The sequence below is a fragment of the Micromonospora sp. CA-240977 genome, assembly GCF_050942285.1.
Classification (GTDB): Bacteria; Actinomycetota; Actinomycetes; order Mycobacteriales; family Micromonosporaceae; genus Micromonospora.
Genome location: NZ_CP192055.1, coordinates 3,408,688 through 3,429,971, shown reverse-complemented (window position 1 = coordinate 3,429,971; position 21,284 = coordinate 3,408,688). Strand labels below are relative to the sequence as shown.

Sequence of the window (21,284 nt, the reverse complement as noted above, 5' to 3'; positions counted from 1 at the left end):
GTGCAGTTCGAACACTCGGCGCGGCTGCGCGCCGCGTACCCCGATCTGGTCGCCGGCGTGGTCCACGCCACCGGCATCACCGCCACTGCCGACGTGGCGCGACGGACGGCCGGCTACCTGGCCGTCGCCCGCAGGCGGTTGGCCAGCGGGTCCGAGAGCCGCTTCCCGGAGATCCAGGCGTGGCGGCGGGCGTACGCGGCGATGGGGTTGCCGCCCACCCGGTACCGCTGCGCGGCGGAGGCGCTGCTGCGCCGGCTGCGCCTGGACGGCGAGTTGCCCCGGCTCCACCCGCTTGTCGACCTCTGCAACGCCGTCTCGGCCGCGTACGCCATTCCGATCGCCGCGCTCGACCTGGACCGGATCGACGGTGACCTGGTGGTCCGACCCGCGCACGGCGACGAGGAGTACCAGACCTTCGCCGGCGACACCGAGCATCCCGACCCGGGCGAGGTGACCTTCGCCGACACCGCCGGGCGGGCCCATGCCCGACGCTGGACGAACCGGCAGAGCGGGTGGTCCGCCGTGCGGGCCGGCACGTCGTCGGTGCTGATCGTCGCCGAGGCGCTGCACGCCGAGGCCGAACCGACAATGACCCGCCTGGTCGCCGCGCTGGTGCAAGAGGTGACCGACGGATGGTCCGCGCCGACCGCCAGCGCGGTGCTGACCGCCGCCGCGCCCCGCTTCTGCGCCACGACCTCCGGTGGCGATGTCGGTCAGGCGGTGTCGCCGGGAACGAGGTGACGGTAGCCGGGGATCGTCTCGCCGAACCAGCCGGCGACGCTGGCCAGGCCACGCTCGTTGAGCTGCGCGTCGTGGATCGGGTACGCGGCGGCGGCGCCCACGGCACCGGCGAACCGGATCGCCTCGTCGAGGCGCAGCCACGAGCCCTGGGCCGGGACGAGCACTGTGTGCACCGGCTCGTCGGGCACGTGCAGCGCGTCGCCCGGGTGGTAGAGCCCGTCGCCGATCAGGTAACCGAGGTTGGGGCAGTCCGGTTGACCGCCGTGGATGGCGGCGTGCCGGCCGCCGTGGGCGCTGACCTCGATGCCGGCCGCCGTGAAGCGTTGCCCGGCGCGGACCCGGGTCACCGGCAGCGGCGCGAGATCCGGCAGTCGGGCGCCCTCCGGGGCGTACACGGGGACGCCCAGGCCGGCCAGGCGCAGCACGTCCACGTGGTCGGTGTGTTCGTGGGTGACCAGGACGGCGTCCGCGCCGACGAGGGCGCGCGGCTCACTCCACGTTCCCGGGTCGACGACCAGCACCCCGCCGTCGTGCTCGACGCGGACGCAGGCGTGCGTGAATCGGGTGATCCGCATCCGGTGACGGTACGCCCGCGGAGGCGGCCCGGTCGGGCCGGCGGGTCAGCGCCGGTCGCCCGCGGCCGTTCGCAGGATGTAGAGGAACTGCGCGGCGAACGCGGCCAGCACGGCGACCACCCCGACCGGAATCGCGAACACGTGCCCGGCCCCGGCGAGGCCGGTCAGCAACGCCTGTTCGCGTTCGCTCTCGTTCATCCGACCCCACCGTCCGCAGTCGCACGACCCCGTTACCGTCACCCTATGAGCGGTGGTGACGGTCCGGTCGGCGAAACCGCCGGTCCTGTTCGGGACAGCGAGCGGTAGAGCCGGCACGTATCCTCCGCATTCTGGTGATTTGTGGGCGGCGGTGGGCCGGCCGACGAGGAGAGGGGACCGGATGCCCGGGTGGGCTGGTCGGGGCGGGCGGCAACGACGCGCCTTCGTCGTCGGTGGGGCACTGCTCGGGGTCGCCGTCGTCATGCTGGTGGGCGCCTGGCGCAGCACCGGCTTCCTGAGCGACCTGCTGCTCAACCTCGGCGCCAGCGTCGTGCTCGCGGCCATCTCGTACGTCATCTTCGACCCGCTGTTCGAGGAGGCCCGCAAGGCGCGGGTGCAGGAGCACCTGAGCTTCGACCAGCAGGCGTTCGTGACCCGGCTGCACCGCTCCGGCCGCCGGGTGCGCATCCTCGACACCTGGACGATCCTGCTGGAGCAACGGCACCGCGAGGAGACCCTGAGCGCGATCCGGGCGGCGCTCGCCAACGGCGCCCAGGTTCAACTGCTCCTGCTCGACCCGGACTGCACCGCCGCGCAGCAACGCTCCGAGGAGCTGGAACGGCAACGGGTCGACGTCCCCCGGCAGATCCGCACCAACCTGCGCCACCTGGCCGCCTTCACCGACGCCCTCGACTCCCGGTTACGACAGCGCCTACAGGTCCGGCTCTACGACGCGTCCCCGTCGATCCAGCTCTACCAGTGGGACGGCCGGGCGTTGATCTCGTTCTTCCCGATCGGGAAGCTGTCGTTCAACGTCCCGCAGCTCGAGGTGGACATGGACAGCCCGTGGGGCGGGTTCGTGCACGCCCGGTTCGAGGAGTTGTGGGAGCACGAACAGGCCACCCTCAACCTGGAGCGATACTGGTCGGTCGTGGTCACGCTGCGCCACGACGACTCGGACGTGGTCGAGGTGCGCGTGCCGTACGTGACGGTGGACGGGCAGCACTACGTCGACTGCCGAGGGTTCCGGGTGACCGGGCCGCTGACCGTGCGCGCCATGCTGCCGCCCCGCGCGCCCGGGGCGTCCCCGGCGGTGTTCGCGCTGGCGGAGCCCGCCGACGGCGACCACACACCGGCCGACGCCGTGAAACGGCACTTCGACCAGAAGTACGGGCACGACGACGGGCAGCGGGCGATCTACCGGTTGGTGCCGCCCCCGGGCACCTCCCGCCCCCCGGCGCCCCGCCCGGCGGCGGCCGGCGACACGCACGGACGGTGACCCCCCGGCCGACCGGTCGGCTCGGCGCGCGGAACAATGACGGTCTCGCCCCGAACGCCAGGAGGACCGGCCACGTGTCGCCCCGCACCGCACCGTCGCCCGGGTCGGCGCAGCTGCGCGCCGACTGCGGACGCTGCTTCGGCCTGTGCTGCGTGGTGCCCGCGTTCGCCCGCTCGGCGGACTTCGCCATCGACAAGCCGGCCGGGCAGGCCTGCCCCAACCTGCGCCCGGACCACCGGTGCGGCATCCACACCGAGCTGCGGCAACGCGGGTTTCCCGGCTGTACGGTGTTCGACTGCTTCGGGGCCGGGCAGCAGGTCGCCCAGGCCACCTTCGGCGGACGGGACTGGCGGGACGCGCCGGAGACGCTGCCGGCCATGGCGGAGGCGTTCGCCGTGCTACGACCCCTGCACGAGCTGCTCTGGTACGTCACCGAGGCGCTGGCCCTGCACCCGCCGGCCGGCCTGCGTGACGAGCTGACCCGCGCCCGCGCCGAGACGGCGGCACTCACCGAGGGTGACCCCGCCCACCTGCGCACGGTGGACGTCGCCGCGCACCGGGACCGGGTCAACCCACTGTTGTCCCGGGCCAGCGACGCGGCCCGCTCCCCCGGGGGCGCCGACCACCGGGGCGCGCACCTGCCCGGCGTCGACCTGCGCCGGGTCGACCTGCGCCGGGCCAACCTGCGCGGGGCGCTGCTGATCGGCGCCGACCTACGCGGCGTCGACCTGAGCCTGGCCGACGTCACCGGGGCGGACCTGCGCGGGGCCGACCTGCGCGGCAGCGACCTGCGGCGCACCCTCTTCCTGCACCAGTCCCAGCTGGACGCCGCCCGGGGCGACGCGCGCACCGGCCTGCCAGCGACCCACACCCGGCCGGCGCACTGGACGGCGCTGCCACTCACCCCGGTCCGCCAGCCGTCGCGCTCCGGTGCCCCCGCCCGGCGCGGCCGACGACGCTGAACACGGCGAGTCGGGCATCCGGGCACCGCGCGACGACGCCCCCACGCCGGGCGTGAGGTTTCGGCCGGGACGACGCCGGGTAGCCAGCGCCGACGCGAACCGGCATCGACGGGGGGCACGGCGTGGGCTACCGAAATCGCCAAGGTGAGCAGCCGGGCAACCCGCAGCACAGCGAGGATGAGGCCGGCCAGGTGCCGTTGGTGCAGGTCGAGGCGGACACCGAGGTCCCCGCACCGGCGGACACCGACGTCCGGCCGGACATCGTCACCGAGCCCGACAACTCAGGTGTCGCCGGTGGTTCGTCCGGCAGCAGCGGCGGCGGGTCGACAATGCCGGGGCACCCCGACGCGAACCGCTGACCCGGGATCAGCGGCTGGCCAGCGCCGCCCGCGCCTCGGTCATGCCCTTGTTCGCCAGCCCGTCGGCCCGCTCGTTCTCCGGGTGGCCGTTGTGCCCCTTGACCCACAGCCAGGTGACCTCGTGCCGTTCGCAGGCCGCCTCCAGCCGCTGCCACAGGTCGGCGTTCTTCACCGGCTGCTTCGCGGCGGTCCGCCAGCCGTTGCGCTTCCAGGACGCCAGCCAACTGGTGATGCCGTTGCGCACGTACGTGCTGTCGGTGTGCAGCTCGACGGTGACCGGCCGGTTCAGGCTCTCCAACGCCTGGATGGCCGCCATCAGCTCCATCCGGTTGTTGGTGGTCGGTGTGGCCTCGCCACCGCACAACTCCCGCTCGTGGTCGCCGTAGCGCAACAGGGCGCCCCAACCGCCCGGCCCGGGGTTGCCGCTGCACGCCCCGTCGGTCCAGATCTGCACGCCCCTGCCGGCCGCCACGTCCACCATGCCCGGCAACCTACCGGGCGGTGACGGCGGGACTGCCGCGCGGGGCCGGGGCCGGCGCGTCGGCACACGACACCACCGGGTCGCGTCGACCACCCGACGCGGGGCGTCCCGCCCCACCCCTGGGGCACGACACCGCGAGCGTCCTGCCCCACATCTGGGGCACGACACCGGGACGTCCTGCCCCACATCTGGGGCAGGTCTACAGGCGCTGGAGGACATCAGGCCGGGGTTGGCGCGGCGCGGTGCCCGGCGCTGGTTGGCGCGGCGCGGCGCCCGGCGCTGGTTGGCGCGGCGCAGCGCCCGGCGCTGGTTGGCGCGGCGCACTACCCGACGGGAGGTGTGCCGGGCTTCGCGCCGACGGTGTCGCCCACCACCGCGGGCGGGACGGCCGGTGCGGGACGCGGCGGGCGCAGCCGGTCGCGGACGCGGTGCGCCGCGTCGCCGGCGGTGGCGGCGATCATCGGCAACAGCCGGGTGGAGTTCATGATCGCGACCTCCTCGGCCGGGGTGGTGCCGCCGTCGAGGAAGCGCAGCACCCGCTCGGCCGGGTTGCGGTCGAAGAGCCGGTCGAAGAACTCCGGACCGCTGACCCCGCCCCGGTCCAGCGCGCGCAGGGCCACCGCGTCCATCCAACGGTGCCGGCGCGGATACGCCGCCTGCGGCACCGGCGGTCGGCCCGCCGCGAGGGCGCGGGCCACCTGGTCGGCCTGGCGGTACATGGCGGAGAACGTGAATCCGGTGGAGGGGCGGGTCGCGCCACCGGCCGTACCGAGCCGGACCACCCGGGGCGAGGGCCGGACCGGGAACGGCGCATCGGTCATCGGGATCACCCCGTTCTCCACCTCGCGCACCCGCAGCCCGGCCGGGTCGAGCCCGAGCAGGTCCCGGTAACCGGCCAGCGCCGCGTCGTACCCGGCGTCGGTGAGCAGGTCGGGTGAGAACTCCGTGTACTCGACAAGGGCGTACCTGTCGCTGACCGGCAGCACGTACCCGAAGGAGACGCCCCGGCGTGGCTGCGGGGTGCGGAAGTCCATCAGCACCGCGCGGGCCGGGTCGAAGACGGGCCGCTCGGCCGCCAACCACCAGCCGCGGAAGTGCTGCAACCAGGTGGTCCGCCCCGCTCGCGCCGGTGGGCGGGGGCGGGAGTCGAGCACCCAGGCGGCCCGCACGGCGCGCCCGTCGCCGGTGCGCACCAGCACCCGGGCGCCGTCGTCGGTCACCGTCTCGGCGGGCGCGACGATCCGGGTGGCGTCCAGTCGGCGCTCGGCTGCGGCAGCCCGGTCGTAGACCGGGCCGGAGCGGAGCATGGCGTACCGCAGCGGGGTGAGGTCCAGGACGCGGCGCCGGGCCGTCGTCGCCACCTCGACCTGCTGCCAGCTCGCGCTGAGCAGCGGGTCCAGGTCGGTGCCCGGTTGGCCCCAGAACGCCCAGGTGCGGTCCTGACCGCGCCGGCGGACCGGATCGACGACGGCGATGCGCAGGCCCCGGACGCCGTGCCGATCCAGCGCGGCGAGCAGCAACGACGCCGCGCCGCCACCGCCGAGCAGCGCGAGGTCGACATCGAGCGGCGCGGAATCGGTCACCGCACCACGCTGCCACACCGCCACGCCCGGTCGCGCGCCGCCACCCGACGCAGGGCTCAGGGCACCAGCGTGGGTCGCTGCTCGACCGGGGTCGGGTCGGCGTAGGCACGCGCCACCACCGCGCGGTCGAAGACCCGCCAGGTGGCGGCGGAGACGCCGATGGCCACCGCCAAGCCGACCCAGTACGGCGCGGTGATGCCGAACCGGGCGGCGAGCAGCCCGCCCAGCAGCGCGCCGACGCAGTTGCCCCCCGCCGCCACGAAGAGGGTCGTGCTGGCCACCCGTCCTTGCAGTGTCGGTGGGGTGAGTCGTTGGCGCAGGGAGTTCGCCACGATGTTCCAGAGCGCGCCGTGCACGCCGAAGGCGAAGAGCGCGATCCCGACCACGATGGTGCTGCGGGACGCGGCCAACGCCAGGTGCAGCCCCGCCTCGATCAGCAGCCCGACCCGGATGGTCCAGGTGGGGCTGATCCAGGCGATGAGCCGGTCGCCGAGGAGCGCGCCGAGCACCCCGCCGACGGCCATGCAGGTGAACAGCAGCCCGTAACCGACGGACCCGAGTCGCAGCCGCTCGGCGGCGAGCAGCACGAGCACCGCGAGCGCGGCGGTGAGGGTCACGTTGAGCAGGCCGATCAGCATGGCCATCGTGCGCAACAGCCGCTGGTGGGCCAGCCAGCGCAGCCCTTCGACGATCTCGGCGCGCATCGATCGGGTCGACCGTGCCTCGGAGTCGGTCGCGGCGGCCCGGAAGTCACCGCCGATCAGCGCCACCAGTACGGCGCTGAGGGCGTACGTGACGGCGTTGACGAGGAACGGGCTGCCCGCCGAGACCGCGAACAGGAACCCGCCGAGCGGGCCGGCGAGCATCCCGTTCATGAGGGTGGTGCCGCCGCCGAGCCAGCCGTTGGCCCGCTCCAGGCGGTGCCGGGGCACCACGGTCGGCAGCATCGCCTGGCTGGCCGAGCGGAAGACGATCTCACCAGTGTTGATCACGAAGAGCACCACGTACAGCAGTGCCACCCCGGAGTGACCGGTCATAATCGCCGTGGCCAGGACGGCGAGCGCGACCACCCGCACCAGGTCGATGACGATCATGAGGCGGCGGCGGTCCATCCGGTCCACCAGAACGCCGCCCGGCAGGGCGAACAGCAACCACGGCAGCCAGGCCACGGCGGACGCCGCGGCCACCACGAGCGGATCGTCGGTACGCGACGCGACGAACAGCGGCGCGGCGACGGTCGCCAGCCCGCTGCCCAGGGCCGACAGGGTGCTGGCCGCCCAGAGGCGGGCGAACACCGTTCCCAGACCGGCCGTCGTTTCCTGTGTCACGGCGAGCGAACCTATCAGTGCCCTCCCCGGCTCCCCACGGATTTATCGCGGAGGCAGAAGCCCTGACGAATTGACAGGCAACCGTCTGGTTGCCTACGTTGACATGCAACCAAATGGTTGCCTGTTGACGGAGGGGCGATGGACGACGTTTTCCGGGCGCTGGCCGATCCCAGCCGGCGTCGACTGCTCGACCGGCTCAACGAACGCAATGGCCAGACCCTGCGGGACCTCTGCGACGGGCTGGCGACGAGCCGACAGGCGGTCAGCAAGCACCTCTCGGTGCTGGAGGCGGCCCACCTCGTCACGAGCATCCGGCGCGGCCGGGACAAGGTGCACTACCTGAACGCCGCGCCGATCAACGCCATCGCCGACAGATGGCTCAGCCGATACGACCGCGAGCGAGCCGCCGCGCTCGCCGACCTGAGCACCGCATTGGAGCAACAGCCCATGGAGAGCCCCACGTTCGTCTACACCACCTACGTCAGGACCACCCCGCAGCGGCTCTGGGCCGCGCTCACCGAACCGGCCTTCACCCGCCGCTACTGGGGCGGAGCGGCCCTGGCGTCCGACTGGCAGGTCGGATCCCCGGTGCTGTGGCAGGACGCGCCGGACGCCGAGCCACGCGACCTCGGTCAGCGGGTGCTCGTCGCCGAGCCGTACCGTCGCCTCTCGTACAGCTGGCACGGCTTCCAGCCCGAGCACGCCGAGCACTTCGGCTGGTCACCCGAGGACCTGGCCGCCCGGCTCGGTGAGCGTCGGTCGAAGGTGACCTTCGAGATCGAGCCACACGGGGACGCGGCCGTCCGGCTGACAGTCGTCCACGACGACTTTTCCCCGGACAGCGAGATGCATCGGGCGATCAGCGGTCAACTGGAGGGCAGCGGTGGCTGGCCGGAGCTGATGGCCAGCCTCAAGACCCTGCTGGAGACCGGCGAGCCGATCCCGGCGTAACCCGCCGGCCGACCGCTCGGGTCCCGCCCGATCGCGGACAGCCGACGCCATACCTCGCCATCGACCCAGCGGCGACAGCCCGGGCAGGGGGACATCGATCGGAGTACCGGCGCCGGTCGGGCCGTCCGGGGCTTTGCGCAGCTCTCCCGGCCTTCGGGCGGACACGTGACGGCAACGAGGATTTCTCATTTTCACCTGATCGAGGACCCAACCCACCTAGTGTTGGGCACACCGGTGCTAGTCACGGAGTTGGCCACCCGAACGACGTCCCACGCAGTCAGCGGACGAAAAGTGAGGGAAGACGCGTATGAAGGTCTCAACAGCACTCTGCTCGGCGGCGCTCGGCGTGGGCCTCGGCACGCTCCTGCTGCCAGGCGCCGCACTGGCCGACACCACCGTGTCACCGGCCACCACCCCGGTCGGTGGGACCGTCGTGCTCACCGCGACGACCTGCAACCCGAAGGCGGGTGACGCCCTCTTCCGGGTCACCGGCCCCAACCGCGACCAGAACGTCCGATCCACAACGGCCGCCGCCGGCGGCGGGCTGAGCGCCGAACTCTTCACCGCCGGATTCACCCTGGGTACGTACACGGTGGCGGCGACCTGCGGCGACGGCAGCTCGGCCGGCACCGCGACGTTCACCGTCACCCCGATCGGCGGCGCACCGGCTGGCTCCGGCGGTGACAGCCGCGACACCGGCGCTCTGGCCGCCGGCGGCACCCTGCTCGGCACCGCCCTCGCCGGCGCGGTGGTCCTGATCCGCCGGCGACGTCCGGTGTCCACTGTCGCCTGATCGGCGACTGCTCCATCCCTGAGGACGGGTGCCCGCACCGGTGACACCGGCGCGGGCACCCCGACGATGCCCTACGGAGGTGTGCCCACGTGTGGTGGCGGCGGACCCTACCGGCCGCGGTGGCCCTGCTCGGTGTGACAGGACTCGGGCTGATCACCGTCGGCCTCACCGCCGACCCGACGCGGCCACCACGACCGCCGGCCGACGCGCCGAGTCGCACCCACCCCGCACCGGACCTGGCACCGCTGCCCCGCGCCGCGCCGGTCCGGGTGCGGATCCCCGCCATCGACGTACGCGCCGAGGTCGTCCCGGTCGGCGCGAACGCCGCCGGCGTGCTGGAGGTGCCACCACTGGATCGGCCCACCCTCGCCGGCTGGTACCGGCACGGGGCCAGCCCCGGCGAAACCGGCAACGCGGTCCTGGTGGGACACGTCGACTCCCCCGCCGGTCCGGCGGTCTTCTTCAACCTCGGTCGGCTGCGCAGCGGCGCGCAGATCCAGATCACCCGTGCCGACGCGCAGGTCGCCACGTTCACAGTGGACGACGTCCGCGCGTACCCGAAGGAGCACTTTCCCACCACGCTGGTCTACGGCCCGGCGGACGCCGCCGGACTGCGCCTGATCACCTGCGGCGGCCGGTTCGACGCCACGACCGGCAACTACGTCGACAACGTCGTCGTCTTCGCCACCCGCACCGCCTGAGCACCGTCGCCCGCCTGTCGCGAGCCGGACCCTGCTCGGCAGAATGCGGTGACACCATCCCTGCGGGCACCGTGACCGGGGTGGTGCGCGGACGACGGGGAGGCACGCGGTGGGTCAGCAACCGGTACGGGACCGGGCGGGTCGAGGCGTACGCGCGCTGGCCCGTCGACTGCTCGGCCGGGCCGAGGGCGACTCCCCCACCCCACGCCGGTCCAACCCGGACGCGGTGGTCGACTGCGCCGTCTACGTCGACGGTCGGCGCGAGCCCGGCCAGCGGCACTACGCCGACGCGTACGCCCGGGCGCGGCACGGCCGAAACTCCTTCGTGTGGCTGGGCCTGCACGACCCGGGGCCGGCCGTGCTCGCCGCGGTGGGCAAGACTTTCGGCCTCGACGAACTGACAGTCGAGCAGGCGCTCGCCGACGGGCACCGGCCCACCGTGCAGCGGCACGGTCCGGTCACGCTGCTGGTGCTGCGCACCGCCGGGTACGTGGAACACGACGAGCTGACCGACACCTCCGAGGTGATCGACACCGGGGACGTGATGGTGCTGCTCGGAGACCGGTTCGCCATCACCGTGCGGCACGGCGCCGCCGGGGCGCTGCGCAGCGTCCGCGCCGACATCGAGCGCCGTCCCGCGCTGCTGGCCGCCGGGCCCTGGGCGGTGGCGTACGCGGTCTGCGCCCGGATGGTCGACTCCTACCTGGAGGTGGCCGGGCACGTGGAGCGGGACCTGGAACGGGTCGAGGAGGCGGTGTTCGCCCGCGACCGCAGTGCCGACATCCAGCACATCTACCAGCTCAAACGGGAGGTGGTGGAATTCAAACGGGCGGTGCTGCCCTTGCAGGCGCCGATGCGGACGCTGCTCGACCCCGACGGCCCACCACGCGCCCTGCACCGCTGGTTCGTCGACGTGGACGGCCGGTTGGGGCGGGCCGTCGACCGGGTCGCCGCGTACGACGATCTGCTCACCTCGATCGTGCAGTCCCGGCTGGCACAGCTCGCCGTCGAACAGAACAACGACATGCGCAAGATCGCGGCGTGGGCGGCCATCGCGGCCACCCAGACCGGCATCGCCGGCATCTACGGCATGAACTTCGACCACATGCCCGAGCTGGCCTGGCGCTACGGCTACGCGGGCGCCCTCACCCTGATGGCTGTCGTCGCGCTGGGCCTGTACCGCCTGTTCCGCCGCTCCGGTTGGCTCTGATCACGTTCCCGCTCCCACCGCGGGGCGTGCGGCGCCGGGCGGGCAGCGGCTAACCTCGCACCCGTGATGTGGCAGCGGTACGTGGCGATCGGCGACAGCACCACCGAAGGGCTCGACGACCCGGACGAGGCGGGTGGCTACCGCGGTTGGGCCGACCGGTTCGCCCTGGCGGTGGCCCGCGCCCAGGGCGGCGGCCTGGACTACGCGAACCTGGCCATCCGGGGCCGGACCACCGCGCAGATCCGGGCCGAGCAGCTCCAGCCCGCCCTCGACCTCGCACCCGACCTGGCCACCGTGGTCGCCGGCATGAACGACGTGCTGCGCCCGTCCTTCGACGCGGACCAGGTCGCCGGCGATGTCGCGGCGATGCAGCAGGCGCTCGTCGGGCAGGGCGCCACTGTGCTGACGTTCACGATGCCGGATCCCGCCACCGTGATGCCCCTGGCCCGGCCGCTGCGGGGTCGGATGCTCGCCCTCAACGAGGCGATGCGGGCCGCCACCGCGCGGACCGGCGCCTCCCTCGTCGACCTGGGCGCCCTCCCGGTCGCCTCCGATCCCCGGCTGTGGAGCGACGACCGGCTGCACGCCAACAGCGCCGGGCACGAGCGGATCGCCGCCGCGCTGGCGTACACCGTCGGTCTGCCCGGGTTCGACGACTCCTGGAAGGTCCCGTTGCCGCCGGCACCGCTGCGACGCCGGGCCGAGGTGCTCGGCGCCGAGCTGGCCTGGACCCGCCGGCACCTGCTGCCCTGGCTGGTCCGGCACCTGCGGGGCCGGTCGTCCGGGGACGACCGGGTCGCGAAACGGCCGGTGCCCCTGCCGGTGGCGCTGGGCCGGTGACGGCCCGCCGTCGCTGTCGCTCGGCGGTGCGGCAGGATGGCGACGTGGGTAAGGGCGCGGGACGACGACGGGCGGGCACGACGACGGGGCCGGCCTGCCCGTGCGGCTCCGGCCAGGCGTACGCCGACTGTTGCGCGCCCGTGCACGCCGGCGACGCGCAGGCGCCGACCGCCGAGGCGTTGATGCGCTCCCGGTTCAGCGCCTTCGCCCTGGGCGACACCGGTTACCTGCTGCGCAGCTGGCACTCCTCGACCCGGCCGGAGGACCTTGAGCTGAGCCCGGGGCAGCGGTGGACCCGGCTGGAGATCATCGACACCGAGCGGGGCGGCCTGCTCGACACCGCCGGCACCGTGACGTTCCACGCCCACTACCGGGACGCGGGCCGCCCCGGCACCGTCACCGAACACAGCAGGTTCGTCCGCGAGGACGGCCGATGGGTCTACCTCGACGGCGACCTGCCCTGATTCCTGCGCCGGCGGTCGACTCTGCCGTAGGCTCGGGGCGAACGGAGACCACCGATGACCATGACATTCATCAACCTGCCGGTGCGGGACCTGACCACCGCCGCCGAGTTCTACCAGGCGCTCGGCTTCACCAGCGACCAGACCGAGCCGGACGGCGACAGCATGATGCTCACCATCTCCGACAGCACCCGACTGATGCTGCACCTCCGCTCGGCCTTCGAGACGTACACCGGCGTCGCCACCACGGACACGGCAACCAACCGGGAGGTCATCGTCGGCCTGTCGGTGGGCAGCCGGGAGCAGGTCGACGAGCTTGTCGACCGGGCCGCGGTCGCCGGCGGGGAGGCGCTCGGGCCGGGGACGGCGAACGGGCCGATGTACATGCGCGGCTTCCGGGACCTCGACGGCCACCAGTGGTCGTTCCTGCACCTGGCCGGCTGAGCTACGGGCACCGCCGCCGGGCCGTCATCGGCCGGGGCCGCCCACGACGCTCGCGGTGCTGAGGGTTGGCGCGGCCGCACCGCGCCGACGGCGGCACAGCAGCACCAGCCCCATGACGAGGTACGGCCCGGCCGTCACCGCGAACGCCACAGCGTCGCCGGCCGCTGTCGCGACGAGCCCGTAGCCGGCGTACGTCCCGATGATCAGCAGGTCGGTGACCATCCCGGCCAGTGACGTGACGGTGGCTCGGCTGGTGCCGACGATGCGTGCCTGGAGTCGCGCGTCGGCCAGCACGGTGGCCAGTTGCGCGGCGCCGAACGCCACCGCGAGCAGCACGAAACCGCCCGGGTGCCGCAGCAGGGCACCCCCGGCCAGCGCGACGCCGACCAGGCCCAGCAGGGCGGCGTAGCCCCGGTGCCTCAGCCGCTCCCCGACCGGGGCGAGCAGCCCGCCGACGGTCACCCCCGCCCAGAGCAGCAGGAGCAGCAGCGGCACCGCCCGCGCTCCGACACCGGTGTCCAGCGCCAGCAGCGGGGTGTACTCGTCAAGCGCACCCCAGTCGGCGGCCACGACGGCGACCAGCAGTACCGCCGCCCGGACCGGCGGTCGCGTCCGGACCTGTGTCAGGCCGGCCCGCAGCGTCTCCCACCAGCCCAGGTCACCATCGTCGTCGTCCCGCTCGGATGTCGGTCGGGTCGGCTCGGCGGCCGGTGGGCGATGTTCCGGGAACCGGGCGGCGACCACCGCGGCGAGCAGGCAGGCGAGCACGCTGGCCACGGCGACCGCCGGGTACCCGCCGACGGCGAACACCGGGCCGGCGAGCACCCCGGAGACCACCGCGCCCAACACTCCCGCCGTGCGGGCACGCCCGAGCACACGGGCATACCGCCCGACGGCGCCGAGCCGGTCCAACTCGGTCCACACCAACGCCTCCAGCGCACCGGACACCAACGCGCCGCCGGCGCCCCAGAGCAGGAAGCCGACAGCGAACGCCGGGTACGACGGCAGCCACACCCAGAGCGCGTACCCGGTGGCGGTCACCAGCGGGGCGAGGCACAGCAGCAGCCGGCGGGACACCACGTCGGCCCACGCGCCGGAGGGCACCTCGAACAGGAGGCCCGCCGCCGACCAGATGACGAAGAGCGACGAGATCTGCCCCACCGACAGCCCGGTGTCGGCGAAGAACACCACGTACAGCGGGTAGAGCAGCACGAGGTCACTGAGGAACGCGTACCCGTAGAGGGTGGTCGTCAGCCGGCGAACCGGCGGGTCGGGCACGCGTGCGGCGATGTGGATCATGAGGCCTTCCCGTGGGAGTGGAGACGGACACCGGACGTGCGGTGCCCGTGGCGGCCCACGGTTTCGGCCTACGGTGCGGGATCAATGTCGCCAGGTCATGTCGGCGATGCTAGCCGCGTCCCGCGGCGTCGGCGAGCGCTTTCGGCGTGCCGGGGAAAAGACCGCGGGGTGGGGTCCCTTCCGGACCCCACCCCGCTGGCGGCGCGGCGAATCAGCGGCGGTTCGGGTCGACCGGCGGGATGACAGTGGTGGTCTCGCTGTCGTCGCCGGCCCGCTGCCCGGGCACCGTTCCGCCGGCACCCGTGCTGATCACCTGGGTCGTGTCGGCGTCGCGCCGGTTGACCACCTGCGTCGTGTCGGCATCGCGGTTGACCCCCTGGGTCGTGTCGGCATCGCGGCTGACCCCCTGGGTCGTGTCGGCGTCCCGGCCGACCACCTGGGTGGTGTCGGCATCGCGGCTGACCACCTGCGTGGCCTCCGAATCGGCCGGTCGGGTCACCACCTGGGTGGCCTCCGAATCGGCCGGTCGGGTCACCACCTGGGTGGCCTCCGAATCGGCGGGCCGGGTCACCACCTGGGTGGCCTCCGCGCCGCTGGTGGTGGCCGACCGGCGGGCCAGCTCGGCCTCGGCGTCGCGGCGACCGGCCCGGTACGCCTGGGCGTGCTCGGCGATTAGCTGCGACTCCTGCTCCGCGCGGGTCAGCCACGACTCCCAACGACTCTGCATCGGACGGATCAGACCGCCGCCGACACCGACGACGAGGATGCCGCCGATCGTGGCCAGCACGGCGATCAGCACGGGCGTGGTGACCGCGGTGGCCACCCCGATCTGGTTCAGCGCGGCGATGACGCCGAGGCCGAGGATGAACACCGAGGCGATGGTGGCAAGCACCCGGCCGTACGACAGCCCGCCGAGCGCGCCACTGATGATGTCCTTTACCGCGTTGGCGATGGCGGCGGCGACCACGACGATGACGATCGCGACGAAGGCTCGGGGCAACCACGAGATCACCGCGGCGAGCAGGTCGGAGATCGGGTTCGGCCCCCAGATGCCGAAGGCGAGCTGGAGGGTGAACAGCAGCACCGCGTAGTAGACGAGCTTCGCGACGATGTCGCTGGCGTCGTACCGGGAGCGGCTCAACGCCCGACGGATGCCGCCGCGTTCGACGGCGCGGTCGAAGCCCACCCGCTCCAGGATCTTCTCCACGATCTTCAACACGGCCTTGGCGATCAGCCAACCAGCCACCAGGATCGCCAGGAAGGCGACGGCCTTGGGCAGGAAGAGCATCACCGAGCGGAGGGCGTCGCCCACCGCGTCGCTGACGTTGTCACTCATCTGGTCATTCCTTTACGCGCAGCCGGGGATGGTCAGTCCCCGACCTACCCTCCACCCGACGTGGGGAAACGCCAGCCACTGATGGCCCGCTCAGCCGGATCACGGGTCCGACCCTCTAGCGCGCGGGCGAGTCCTGGCAATATTCTCCGGAGTGCGTGCGGCCACTGGAGCTACTTTTCATCCCCCGCCGTCGGCCGCAGGAGGAGATGCAATGCACGTCGACCATTCCGAAGTGGATCGCCGGACGCTGCTGCGGGCCGGTCTCGGCGCCGCCACGGTCGCCGTCGTCGGGAGCGAACTCGCCTTCCCGGGCGCGGCCCAGGCCGCCCCGGGCACCGACCTGGACTGGATCATCAGCTGCGACGAGTGGGCCGCCCGCCCGCCGAAGGACCCGCTCTCGGTGAGCGCCATCGCCACCAACAAGATCATCGTGCACCACATGGCGTTCCCGAACGTCACCGACTACTCCCGCGAGCAGGCGGTCAAGCTGGCCCACGACTGCCAGGACCTGCACATGGACGGCAACGGCTGGTCGGACACCGGCCAGCACTTCACGGTGAGCCGCGGCGGCTACGTGCTGGAGGGCCGCCGGGGCAGCCTGGAGCGCCTCGAAGCCGGCGACCGACAGATGATCTCGGCGCACTGCCCGGGAGAGAACGGCCGGGCCATCGGCATCGAGAACGAGGGCACCTACGTCACCGAGACTCCGCCCGAGGCGTTGACCGACTCGCTGGTCAAGCTCTGCGTGGCGATCTGCCGACAGTACGGGCTGCACGCGCACGACATCTTCGGCCACTGGGACTTCCGCACCACCCAGTGCCCGGGCGCGGCCTTCTACCGGCAGTTCCCGGAGCTGCGGCGGCGGGTGCACGCCGCCCTCGGCACCAAGCTCGGTGACGTGCCCGCGCGCCGCTGGCCGGACCTGTGGCGCTTCGTCAACTCCCCCTCCGTCCGGGTGGTGCAGCACCTGCTCGCCCACCGGGGCTACGCGGTGACCGTCAGCGGCACGTTCGACGCCGCGACAGTGGCAGCCGTGCAGGACTGGCAGGCCCGCAACGGCATCGCGGTGGACGTGGACGCCACCCTCACCCCGCCGACCTGGGAGACGCTGGCGCCGGAGTTGGACCAGCACGCCAGCGGAGCCCCGGTCACGGCGGTGCAGGAAATCCTCGCCACCAAGGGGTACGCGGTCACCGTCACCGGGGCGTACGACCACGCCACCCGGACGGCGGTGCAGGACCTTCAGGCGCTGCACGGGCTGCCCCGCAACGGCAAGCTGAGCACGAGCACGTGGTGCGCGATCGTCGGCGGGTCGGTCCGCGAGTCGTTCCGGCACCGCTGAGCCTCGGGTGGCGGTGCGGGTCGCGGCCGCACCGCCACCAGCCAGCTCACCGGTTTGATCCGCCGTTCGGACGGAAAGAGTTCCCGGCATGAGATGGGCCCGTCGAGCCGTACCCGCCGTCGCCGCCGCCGTCGCGGCGCTCGCCGCGCGGGATCTGATCCAGCGCGACCACGCGTTGCTGCGCAACTTCCCGGTGCTCGGCCGCGCCCGTTACCTGTTGGAGGCGATCGGGCCGGAGCTTCGGCAGTACATCGTGGCCGGCAACGACGAGGAGCGGCCGTTCACCCGTGACCAGCGCCGCTGGGTGTACGCGTCGGCGAAGCAGGAGAACAACTACTTCGGCTTCGGCACTGACAACGACATCGAGCACACCCGCGGTTACCCGATCATCAAGCACCGCACGTTCGGCCGGGCGGTGCCGCCGTCGACCCCGACCGCCGGGCACGACGTCCGGTTGCCCTGCGCGAAGGTGCTCGGCGCGGCCCGGGGGCGAGCCCGCGCCTTCCGCCCGGAGTCGGTCGTCAACATCTCCGGGATGAGCTTCGGATCGCTCTCCGGCAACGCCGTCACCGCGCTGAACAAGGGGGCCGCGCTCGCCGGCTGTCTACAGAACACCGGCGAGGGCGGCCTGTCGCCGTACCACCGCAACGGCGGTGAGCTGGTCTTCCAACTCGGCACTGCGTACTTCGGCTGCCGGGACGAGCACGGCCGATTCAGCCTCGACCGCCTGAAGGACCTGGTCGCCGGCGCGCCCGTGCGGGCATTGGAGATCAAGCTGAGCCAGGGTGCCAAACCGAGCCTCGGTGGGCTGCTGCCCGGGGCGAAGGTGTCCGCCGAGATCGCCGCCACCCGGGGCATCCCCGCCGGAGTGGACTGCGTCAGCCCTTCCCGGCACGCCGAGTTCTCCGACTGTGACAGCCTGCTCGACTGGGTGGAACTGTTGGCCACCGAGACGGGTCTGCCGGTCGGCATCAAGTCGGCGGTCGGCGACCTGAGCTTCTGGCGGGAATTGGCGAACCTGATGCGCGACACCGGCCGGGGCGTGGACTTCGTGACGATCGACGGTGGCGAGGGCGGCACCGGCGCCGCACCGCTGATCTTCAGTGACTCCGTGTCGCTCCCGTTCCAGCAGGGCTTCTCCCGGGTCTACCGGGTCTTCGCCGAGCACGATCTGCACGAGCAGGTGGTCTTCGTCGGCGGCGGCAAACTCGGCCTGCCGGACAACGCGGTAGTGGCGTTCGCGCTCGGCTGCGACATGGTCAACGTGGGTCGGGAGGCGATGCTGGCGATCGGCTGCGTCCAGGCCCAGAAATGCCACACCGACACCTGCCCGACCGGGGTGGCCACGCAGAACGCCTGGCTGGCCCGGGGCCTGGACCCGGCGTTGAAGTCGGTCCGGGCGGCCAACTACCTGCGGACGTTGCGCCGCGACCTGACCAAGGTCGCCGAGGCCTGCGGCGTGGAGCACCCCGCCCTGATCGGCACGGACGCCGTGGAGATCCTGGACGGCCGCACCGGCTCCACCCCACTGCACGAGGTGTACGGCTACCGGCCGGAATGGGGGCTGCCCTCGCCGAGCGACCGGGCGGAGATCGTTCGGCTGATGGCGCCGGAGGCGCCGCAGGGCGGCAGCGCCCCGCCCTCGGCCACCGCCGTCGGCTGACGCGCGACCGAACCACGCCCGACGCGGCCCGCCGTCGTCGGGCGCGGTGTCGGACGCACGGCACACGGCGCACGCCGCACCACGCAAGGCACACGCCGCAGCGCGCACGGCGCGACGTTCGGCGGGATAAACGCGTGGAGTCGTCGCCGGGAAGACCCGTATCGTGGCGCGGTGCTGATCAGACGCGAGACACCCGCTGACGTCGATGCCATCCGGGCGGTGCACACCGCCGCGTTCGGCAAGACCGGTGGCGACGGGAACGGCGACGGCGAGAGCCTGCCGGTCGAGGCGACCCTGGTCGACGCGCTGCGCGCCGACGAGGGCTGGCTGCCCGCGTACTCCCTGGTGGCGGTCGATTCGGACGGCCAGGTGGTGGGGCACGTGGTGGCCACCCGCGGCCGGGTGGGCGGCGAGCCGGTGGCGTTGGGCCTCGGGCCGCTCGGCGTGCTGCCCGACGCGCAGCGACGCGGCGTCGGCAGCGCGTTGATGCACGCGGTGCTCGGCGCGGCCGACGCCCGCGACGAGCCCCTCGTGGTGCTGCTCGGGCATCCCGAGTACTACCCGCGCTTCGGGTTCCGTCCCGCCGTCGACGTGGGGGTCACGCCGCCGCAGCCGTGGGGTCCGCAGTACTTCATGGCACGGCCACTGAACGCGTGGCGCGAGTCGATCCGGGGCGAGTTCCGCTACGCCCGCCCGTTCGACGACCTGTGATCGCACCGCGCATCCGCCGGCGGCGCGCCACCGACCTCGACGGATGTGTCGCGGCGCTCGCCGAGGTGCACCGGGTCGACAGGTATCCGCTGAACTGGCCCGCCGACCCCCACCGCTGGCTGCGCGAACCACACCCGGCCCGCGCCTGGGTCGCGGTCGACGCCGACGCCGACGCCGACGCCGACGCCGACGCGGCCATTGTCGGGCACGTCGCGGTGCACCGGGTGCCCAGCCCGGCGAACGGACTGCCCGCCCGACCGACGGCCGAGGTCGCTCGTCTCTTCGTGGTGCCGGCCGCCCGAGGCTTGGCGTTGGGCGGCGCGCTGCTGGCGCGGGCGCGGCAGTGGGCGAGCGCGCGCGGCACCGATCTGGTGCTCGACGTGACCTCCGGCGACGCCGCGGCGACCGCCCTCTACGAGCGCACCGGGTGGCGGTGCACCGGCGTCAGCACCGCACCGTGGACCGCCCCCGACGGCAGTCCGGTGTCGCTACGCCACTACACGCTGCGCCCGGACGCCGCCCCGGCCATCGCGGCGAGGCGGCGGGCGAGCAGCCCGGCCGCCTCGCGCAGCTCCGGAGGCTCCAACACCTCCACCTCGTAATCCAGGCGGGCGAGGTGCGCGGCCAGCCAGTCCAGGCTCTCCCCGCCCACGACCAGCACGCACCACCCGTCGCTGTCGTCCTCGACCCGCCCCACCTGGGGCGGCACCACCGCCCGCACCCGGTCGGCCGGGGCGCGCACCCGCGCCCGGGCGACATACCGGTACGGCGCCCCGGTCACCGACCGCTGCACGAAGGCGACCGGATCCGGGTGTTCGCGCTCCCGGAACCGCCAGGTCGTCGCCACCGCGGCGTCCATCCGATCCAGGCGGAACGTACGCCAGTCGGCGCGGTCGACGTCCCAGGCCATCAGATACCAGCGGCGACCTGTCGTGACCATCCGGACCGGCTCGACCGTCCGCTCCTCCTGGCCGCCGTCACGGGTCGCGTAGGTGAACCGGACCCGCACGGCGTCGCGACAGGCCCGTGCGAGAGTCACGAGCACCTCCGCGTCGATCTCGGCCACCGGGCCGATCAGGGTCTCCGTGGAGCCGTGCACTGCCCGCACCTCGGCGCGCAGCCGCGACGGCATCACCTGGTCGAGCTTCGCGAGCGCCCGCAGCGCCGCCTCGCCCGCCCCGGCGACAGTGCCGCCCGAGGCGAGCCGCAGGGAGACCGCTGTCGCGATCGCCTCCTCGTCGTCGAGGAGCAGTGGCGGCAGCCGGGTGCCCGCGCCGAGTTGGTAGCCGCCGCCCACGCCCGTCGTCTCGTACACGGGGTAACCGAGCACCCGCAGACGCTGCACGTCACGGCGCACACAACGGCTGGTGACCCCCAACTCGGCAGCGAGCTCACTGGCCGTCCAGGACGCTCGCCGTTGCAGCAGCGCCAGCAGCCGAAGGACCCGCTCGGTGGTCGCCTCGACGCTCATCCGCCGATCGTTGCACGGATAGCGGAACGACTCTGTCCGCTATCCGCGAGAGGCTTCGGATCATGACCGACCAGACAGGGAAACAAGGAGCTGACATGGCCCGCGACATCCAGATCACGTTCGACTGCGCCGACCCGGCCGCGCTTGCGACGTTCTGGGCCGAGGCGCTCCGCTACCAGATACAGGCGCCCCCCGGAGACTTCGAGTCGTGGGACCAGGCGCTGGACGCGATGGGTGTGCCCCCGGAGCACCGCAACGACGCCTCGGCGGTGGTCGACCCCGACGGCTCGGGTCCTCGGCTGTTCTTCCAACGGGTGCCGGAGCCCAAGCAGGTAAAGAACCGCGTACACGTCGATGTGCGGGCCGCCCCCGGGCTGGCGGGGGACGAGCGGATGGCGGCCCTGGAAGCGGAGGCGGAACGGCTCGCCACGCACGGTGCCACCCGGCTCGCCCGGCACGAGCCCGCTCCCCCGCTGGGGGCCGGTCACCTCGTCATGGCCGACCCCGAGGGCAACGAGTTCTGCCTGGACTGACCCGGGCGTTCGCCCAGCTCACT

At 73.2% G+C, this 21,284-nt stretch carries 24 protein-coding genes; 16 read left to right on the top strand and 8 right to left on the bottom strand.

Annotated elements, in window-relative coordinates:
* Positions 1–741, top strand: coding sequence for a B3/B4 domain-containing protein (locus ACQPWW_RS15670; protein WP_433133388.1), 741 nt, complete (start codon positions 1–3; stop codon positions 739–741).
* On the opposite strand, the gene ACQPWW_RS15665 is transcribed toward ACQPWW_RS15670, so the two are convergent.
* The gene (locus ACQPWW_RS15665) at positions 714–1,316 is read right to left on the bottom strand and encodes an MBL fold metallo-hydrolase (RefSeq protein WP_433133386.1); all 603 of its coding nucleotides are present in this window, start codon (positions 1,314–1,316) and stop codon (positions 714–716) included. The two genes, ACQPWW_RS15670 and ACQPWW_RS15665, sit on opposite strands and share 28 nt — an antisense overlap.
* Positions 1,317–1,361: 45 nt before the next feature.
* The gene (locus ACQPWW_RS15660) at positions 1,362–1,514 is read right to left on the bottom strand and encodes a hypothetical protein (protein WP_433133384.1); all 153 of its coding nucleotides are present in this window, start codon (positions 1,512–1,514) and stop codon (positions 1,362–1,364) included.
* Between the two features lie 181 nt (positions 1,515–1,695).
* On the opposite strand from ACQPWW_RS15660, the gene ACQPWW_RS15655 reads away from it, so the two are divergent.
* The 3 genes from ACQPWW_RS15655 to ACQPWW_RS15645 all read left to right on the top strand — a co-directional run bounded on the left by ACQPWW_RS15655 (position 1,696) and on the right by ACQPWW_RS15645 (position 4,114).
* On the top strand, positions 1,696–2,793 hold the full coding sequence (locus tag ACQPWW_RS15655) for a DUF5919 domain-containing protein (protein ID WP_433133382.1): 1,098 nt from the start codon (positions 1,696–1,698) through the stop codon (positions 2,791–2,793).
* Positions 2,794–2,867: 74 nt separating this feature from the next.
* On the top strand, positions 2,868–3,755 hold the full coding sequence (locus ACQPWW_RS15650; RefSeq protein WP_433133380.1) for a pentapeptide repeat-containing protein: 888 nt from the start codon (positions 2,868–2,870) through the stop codon (positions 3,753–3,755).
* A gap of 122 nt (positions 3,756–3,877) precedes the next feature.
* The gene (locus ACQPWW_RS15645; RefSeq protein ID WP_433133378.1) at positions 3,878–4,114 is read left to right on the top strand and encodes a preprotein translocase YidC; all 237 of its coding nucleotides are present in this window, start codon (positions 3,878–3,880) and stop codon (positions 4,112–4,114) included.
* Positions 4,115–4,121: 7 nt separating this feature from the next.
* Here ACQPWW_RS15645 and rnhA read toward each other — a convergent pair whose 3' ends face one another.
* The 3 genes from rnhA to ACQPWW_RS15630 all read right to left on the bottom strand — a co-directional run bounded on the left by rnhA (position 4,122) and on the right by ACQPWW_RS15630 (position 7,506).
* Positions 4,122–4,595, bottom strand: a complete 474-nt coding sequence (rnhA, locus tag ACQPWW_RS15640) for a ribonuclease HI (protein WP_357172202.1) — start codon at positions 4,593–4,595, stop codon at positions 4,122–4,124.
* A 323-nt stretch (positions 4,596–4,918) separates the two neighbouring features.
* Positions 4,919–6,196: a lycopene cyclase family protein gene (locus ACQPWW_RS15635; RefSeq protein ID WP_433134365.1), complete on the bottom strand. Its 1,278-nt coding sequence runs from the start codon at positions 6,194–6,196 to the stop codon at positions 4,919–4,921.
* A gap of 38 nt (positions 6,197–6,234) precedes the next feature.
* A complete protein-coding gene (locus ACQPWW_RS15630) occupies positions 6,235–7,506 on the bottom strand; it encodes an MFS transporter (protein WP_433133375.1) in 1,272 nt (423 codons plus the stop codon).
* A 138-nt stretch (positions 7,507–7,644) separates the two neighbouring features.
* Here ACQPWW_RS15630 and ACQPWW_RS15625 point away from each other — a divergent pair, with 138 nt between their 5' ends.
* The 7 genes from ACQPWW_RS15625 (at position 7,645) to ACQPWW_RS15595 (ending at position 12,906) form a co-directional block, all read left to right on the top strand.
* A complete protein-coding gene (locus ACQPWW_RS15625; RefSeq protein WP_433133373.1) occupies positions 7,645–8,457 on the top strand; it encodes an ArsR/SmtB family transcription factor in 813 nt (270 codons plus the stop codon).
* 307 nt (positions 8,458–8,764) lie between these two features.
* Positions 8,765–9,250: a hypothetical protein gene (locus ACQPWW_RS15620; RefSeq protein WP_433133371.1), complete on the top strand. Its 486-nt coding sequence runs from the start codon at positions 8,765–8,767 to the stop codon at positions 9,248–9,250.
* 89 nt (positions 9,251–9,339) lie between these two features.
* On the top strand, positions 9,340–9,951 hold the full coding sequence (locus tag ACQPWW_RS15615; RefSeq protein WP_433133369.1) for a class F sortase: 612 nt from the start codon (positions 9,340–9,342) through the stop codon (positions 9,949–9,951).
* A gap of 109 nt (positions 9,952–10,060) precedes the next feature.
* On the top strand, positions 10,061–11,161 hold the full coding sequence (locus ACQPWW_RS15610) for a magnesium and cobalt transport protein CorA (protein ID WP_433133367.1): 1,101 nt from the start codon (positions 10,061–10,063) through the stop codon (positions 11,159–11,161).
* 66 nt (positions 11,162–11,227) lie between these two features.
* Positions 11,228–12,001 (top strand): SGNH/GDSL hydrolase family protein, encoded by a 774-nt coding sequence (locus ACQPWW_RS15605; protein WP_433134363.1) that lies wholly within the window; start codon positions 11,228–11,230, stop codon positions 11,999–12,001.
* Between the two features lie 44 nt (positions 12,002–12,045).
* On the top strand, positions 12,046–12,465 hold the full coding sequence (locus tag ACQPWW_RS15600) for a YchJ family protein (protein ID WP_433133365.1): 420 nt from the start codon (positions 12,046–12,048) through the stop codon (positions 12,463–12,465).
* Between the two features lie 54 nt (positions 12,466–12,519).
* Positions 12,520–12,906 carry a VOC family protein gene (locus ACQPWW_RS15595; protein ID WP_433133363.1) on the top strand — a complete coding sequence of 129 codons (387 nt, stop codon included), beginning with the start codon at positions 12,520–12,522 and terminating at the stop codon, positions 12,904–12,906.
* Between the two features lie 24 nt (positions 12,907–12,930).
* On the opposite strand, the gene ACQPWW_RS15590 is transcribed toward ACQPWW_RS15595, so the two are convergent.
* Both ACQPWW_RS15590 and ACQPWW_RS15585 read right to left on the bottom strand, forming a co-directional pair.
* Positions 12,931–14,205, bottom strand: a complete 1,275-nt coding sequence (locus ACQPWW_RS15590) for an MFS transporter (RefSeq protein WP_433133361.1) — start codon at positions 14,203–14,205, stop codon at positions 12,931–12,933.
* Positions 14,206–14,416: 211 nt separating this feature from the next.
* On the bottom strand, positions 14,417–15,541 hold the full coding sequence (locus tag ACQPWW_RS15585) for a mechanosensitive ion channel family protein (protein ID WP_433133359.1): 1,125 nt from the start codon (positions 15,539–15,541) through the stop codon (positions 14,417–14,419).
* A gap of 232 nt (positions 15,542–15,773) precedes the next feature.
* Here ACQPWW_RS15585 and ACQPWW_RS15580 point away from each other — a divergent pair, with 232 nt between their 5' ends.
* From ACQPWW_RS15580 to ACQPWW_RS15565, 4 genes are all read left to right on the top strand, one after another.
* On the top strand, positions 15,774–16,883 hold the full coding sequence (locus tag ACQPWW_RS15580; RefSeq protein ID WP_433133357.1) for a peptidoglycan recognition protein family protein: 1,110 nt from the start codon (positions 15,774–15,776) through the stop codon (positions 16,881–16,883).
* An 88-nt stretch (positions 16,884–16,971) separates the two neighbouring features.
* On the top strand, positions 16,972–18,546 hold the full coding sequence (locus ACQPWW_RS15575; RefSeq protein WP_433133355.1) for a glutamate synthase-related protein: 1,575 nt from the start codon (positions 16,972–16,974) through the stop codon (positions 18,544–18,546).
* A 171-nt stretch (positions 18,547–18,717) separates the two neighbouring features.
* Complete coding sequence (locus tag ACQPWW_RS15570; RefSeq protein ID WP_433133353.1) at positions 18,718–19,257, top strand: GNAT family N-acetyltransferase; 540 nt, start codon at positions 18,718–18,720, stop codon at positions 19,255–19,257.
* Positions 19,254–19,859 carry a GNAT family N-acetyltransferase gene (locus tag ACQPWW_RS15565; protein WP_433133351.1) on the top strand — a complete coding sequence of 202 codons (606 nt, stop codon included), beginning with the start codon at positions 19,254–19,256 and terminating at the stop codon, positions 19,857–19,859. Before ACQPWW_RS15570 ends, ACQPWW_RS15565 begins: the two co-directional genes overlap by 4 nt.
* On the opposite strand, the gene ACQPWW_RS15560 is transcribed toward ACQPWW_RS15565, so the two are convergent.
* Positions 19,754–20,728: a helix-turn-helix transcriptional regulator gene (locus ACQPWW_RS15560; RefSeq protein WP_433133349.1), complete on the bottom strand. Its 975-nt coding sequence runs from the start codon at positions 20,726–20,728 to the stop codon at positions 19,754–19,756. The genes ACQPWW_RS15565 and ACQPWW_RS15560 overlap by 106 nt on opposite strands.
* A gap of 95 nt (positions 20,729–20,823) precedes the next feature.
* Between ACQPWW_RS15560 and ACQPWW_RS15555 the strand changes: the two genes are divergently transcribed.
* The gene (locus ACQPWW_RS15555; protein WP_433133347.1) at positions 20,824–21,261 is read left to right on the top strand and encodes a VOC family protein; all 438 of its coding nucleotides are present in this window, start codon (positions 20,824–20,826) and stop codon (positions 21,259–21,261) included.
* The last annotated feature ends 23 nt before the right edge of the window (positions 21,262–21,284 follow it).

Bases quoted from the DNA above. Each gene is read 5' to 3' on its own strand.
- ACQPWW_RS15575 (WP_433133355.1), top strand. From the start codon at position 16,972: ATGAGATGGGCCCGTCGAGCCGTACCCGCCGTCGCCGCCGCCGTCGCG.
- ACQPWW_RS15620 (WP_433133371.1), top strand. From the start codon at position 8,765: ATGAAGGTCTCAACAGCACTCTGCTCGGCGGCGCTCGGCGTGGGCCTC.
- rnhA (WP_357172202.1), bottom strand. From the start codon at position 4,595: ATGGTGGACGTGGCGGCCGGCAGGGGCGTGCAGATCTGGACCGACGGG.
- ACQPWW_RS15590 (WP_433133361.1), bottom strand. From the start codon at position 14,205: ATGATCCACATCGCCGCACGCGTGCCCGACCCGCCGGTTCGCCGGCTG.
- ACQPWW_RS15595 (WP_433133363.1), top strand. From the start codon at position 12,520: ATGACCATGACATTCATCAACCTGCCGGTGCGGGACCTGACCACCGCC.
- ACQPWW_RS15625 (WP_433133373.1), top strand. From the start codon at position 7,645: ATGGACGACGTTTTCCGGGCGCTGGCCGATCCCAGCCGGCGTCGACTG.
- ACQPWW_RS15585 (WP_433133359.1), bottom strand. From the start codon at position 15,541: ATGAGTGACAACGTCAGCGACGCGGTGGGCGACGCCCTCCGCTCGGTG.
- ACQPWW_RS15605 (WP_433134363.1), top strand. From the start codon at position 11,228: ATGTGGCAGCGGTACGTGGCGATCGGCGACAGCACCACCGAAGGGCTC.
- ACQPWW_RS15660 (WP_433133384.1), bottom strand. From the start codon at position 1,514: ATGAACGAGAGCGAACGCGAACAGGCGTTGCTGACCGGCCTCGCCGGG.
- ACQPWW_RS15665 (WP_433133386.1), bottom strand. From the start codon at position 1,316: ATGCGGATCACCCGATTCACGCACGCCTGCGTCCGCGTCGAGCACGAC.
- ACQPWW_RS15655 (WP_433133382.1), top strand. From the start codon at position 1,696: ATGCCCGGGTGGGCTGGTCGGGGCGGGCGGCAACGACGCGCCTTCGTC.
- ACQPWW_RS15555 (WP_433133347.1), top strand. From the start codon at position 20,824: ATGGCCCGCGACATCCAGATCACGTTCGACTGCGCCGACCCGGCCGCG.
- ACQPWW_RS15560 (WP_433133349.1), bottom strand. From the start codon at position 20,728: ATGAGCGTCGAGGCGACCACCGAGCGGGTCCTTCGGCTGCTGGCGCTG.